The following is a 2,433-nucleotide window of genomic DNA, read 5'->3' on the forward strand; positions in this document are numbered from 1 at the left end:
AGTACCAGCGTACGGCCCACAGAATGATGTCACGCTGAAAATGCCGGCCTTTGAATGGGTTCATGTGCAGCTCCATCAGCAAAAGGGGATGATAAGTTTATCACCACCGACTATTTGCAACAGTGCCCGAAAATCTGCTTCTCTGTGAGAGTACGGGTTCGAGTCCCGTCGTCCGCACCACAAAGCCAAACATCCCTGCGATGATCGACCTCTGGGCGTTTGGTCGTGAGCCCGCCACCCTCGCGCTACGCTTTGCGCAGGCGTCGAAGGCGATCAGGTGCGCCCATCGATTCCGTCGAGCACCATCGCTGCGAGTTCATCGCTGGTGTGTGCACCACTATCGAGAACACGGGTTGTGCATGGAAGCCGTTCCCTTGCGGCCAAGCATCGGGCGACATTCGCTAATCGCCACTCTCGAATCTCCGCATTTCGATTCGGGTCAGGATGCATGGTCTGGTTCGCGATCCGGTGACGCAATAGGTCCTCGTTGAGCGTCAGAAAGATGTGCAGCAGCTGATCGTCGATCCGCCTTACCCCGTCGAGTATCTCAGTCAGATAGTCCGGGTGCACGAGCGTCATTGGGATGATGATGTCCTGCGAGTAATTCCTTCGAATCTCCCTGACCGCCGCGATCGTAAGTCCCCTCCACAAGGGGAGATCCTGATAGTCTCCGCTCGCTGGCATGGGGACCGTTTCTTTCACCACGAACCCGATTTCCTCGGGGTCAAAGATCAGCGATTTGGAACGCCGATCGCGCAGCCGCTTAGCGAGCGTCGTCTTTCCGGCGCCGAAAGGTCCGTTGATCCAGATTATCATTGTCGACGGCCTCTAACCTGAAGGCTCGCAAGAGCGCTCGACGGCCTCGTGCGGAGGCACGATCGGAGTGGTTCCGAAATGCTTCTCAAGATAGGTGACGCCGAACGTCACGATGTCCTGCGCGTCGAACAGGTAGCACTGAGCAAAGCCCACGACACCTTCTCGATGGCGACCGAGCTTCACGTAAGCATTTGCTATAGTTTCAACCGCATCCGGCTTTCCTTCGATAGCAAAGCAATCGAGAATGCCGTTTGAATCGTAATCCGATGCCGTTTTCCAGGCGACTTCACCGTCTCTTCCAAGCATCGGCATCTCATACGTCACCCACCGTTTGTTGGGGATATCGGCAACCGCCTCGGCGTAGTGCAATGCGGTAACGGAGTTTAGCGGCGCACCCAACAGCAGGGCCTTCCCGCCAAGGCGAACGAACCGCTCGACGGGCGATCCTTCCCCCAAGGCGTGACCGAGTTCGTGAGGCTCCGTCAGCGTTTCAGCCAGCGGACCAACCGCGACCATCGATGCATCGGGGTGCGCGCTGCGCCGCGCGCCGGGGGCTTGAACCAGAAATTGATTCAGCAGGCCGAACCCACGGTAAGTCCCGGCTGTTGCGGGATCGAACGGCAGCCAGGTACGGCGGGCTTCGTCATCCAGCCGAGCGCCATTCAGAGTCTCCTCGTAGGGTGATCGGTCCCACGACGCGTATCCCATCACAGTGCCAGTCGGCCCAACCGCGGAGCGTAACGCGGCAACGACCGTCTCCGCTCCTCCTTCGACCGGACCAATCGCTTTAAGTGAGGCATGCACCATCAAGAGGTCACCGGTTTGGACTCCGAGTTTTTGAAGCGCCTCCGTTATTGCCTTCCGCGTATGCATCGCGATATCTCCTCTAAACTGCAAAACACTATACCTATCGAGATATCACTCTACTATACCTATCGAGATATAGAGGTGGTCCCACTTGTTTGAACAACTAAAAGCGTATTTATAAGTGATATTCCGCTCTAGTTAAGCCACCTTGTTTTGTTGGGGTAGCTGATCATAGTAAAACTCATTTGGTGTCATTTTGTCTAGACTCGAATGAGGTCGTTTCAAATTATAAAACTCAAAATATGCACTTAATTGCTTTTTCGCATCTGTGACACTGCTATAAGCTTTGAGATACACCTCTTCATATTTAACGCTCCGCCATAATCGTTCAACCATCACATTATCTACCCATCGACCTTTACCATCCATACTGATTTGAATGCCATTTGATTTCAATACATCAATAAATGCATCACTGGTAAACTGGCTGCCTTGGTCTGTATTAAATATTTCAGGTCGACCATATTTTTCAATCGCTTCATTTAAAGCCGAAATACAAAAATCCACCTCCATACTAATCGATACCCTATGCGCAAGTACCTTGCGGCTATGCCAATCAATCACAGCACATAAATAAACAAAGCCTTTTGCCATAGGGATATACGTTATATCCGTAGACCACACGGCACTGTTGCAAATAACCACGAATGGTAAGCTGAAGACTGTTTTAGCTAAAGGTGCAGCATATGAATCCTTTCCATGGTCGGCATTTTCAGGGCGAAATCATTCTTTGGGCTGTGCGCTGGTATT

Annotated in this window: 2 protein-coding genes and 1 pseudogene; all 3 read right to left on the reverse strand. The window is 52.5% G+C overall.

Going from position 1 to position 2,433, the window contains the following annotated elements:
- Positions 1 to 273: 273 nt before the first annotated feature.
- Complete coding sequence (locus tag FTV29_RS14875; RefSeq protein ID WP_000587837.1) at positions 274 to 816, reverse strand: AAA family ATPase; 543 nt, start codon at positions 814 to 816, stop codon at positions 274 to 276.
- A 12-nt stretch (positions 817 to 828) separates the two neighbouring features.
- Positions 829 to 1,689 carry an aminoglycoside N-acetyltransferase AAC(3)-IId gene (gene aac(3)-IId / locus FTV29_RS14880; protein ID WP_000557454.1) on the reverse strand — a complete coding sequence of 287 codons (861 nt, stop codon included), beginning with the start codon at positions 1,687 to 1,689 and terminating at the stop codon, positions 829 to 831.
- Between the two features lie 132 nt (positions 1,690 to 1,821).
- Positions 1,822 to 2,307: pseudogene (locus FTV29_RS14885) on the reverse strand (IS3-like element ISAba14 family transposase); the annotation flags it as partial.
- Between the last annotated feature and the right edge of the window lie 126 nt (positions 2,308 to 2,433).

Source organism: Acinetobacter sp. YH12254 (assembly GCF_013417415.1).
Classification (GTDB): domain Bacteria; phylum Pseudomonadota; class Gammaproteobacteria; order Pseudomonadales; family Moraxellaceae; genus Acinetobacter; species Acinetobacter pseudolwoffii.

What these genes read in the sequence shown, in the direction of transcription:
- FTV29_RS14875 (WP_000587837.1), bottom strand. Translation starts at nt 816, where the DNA reads ATGATAATCTGGATCAACGGACCTTTCGGCGCCGGAAAGACGACGCTC.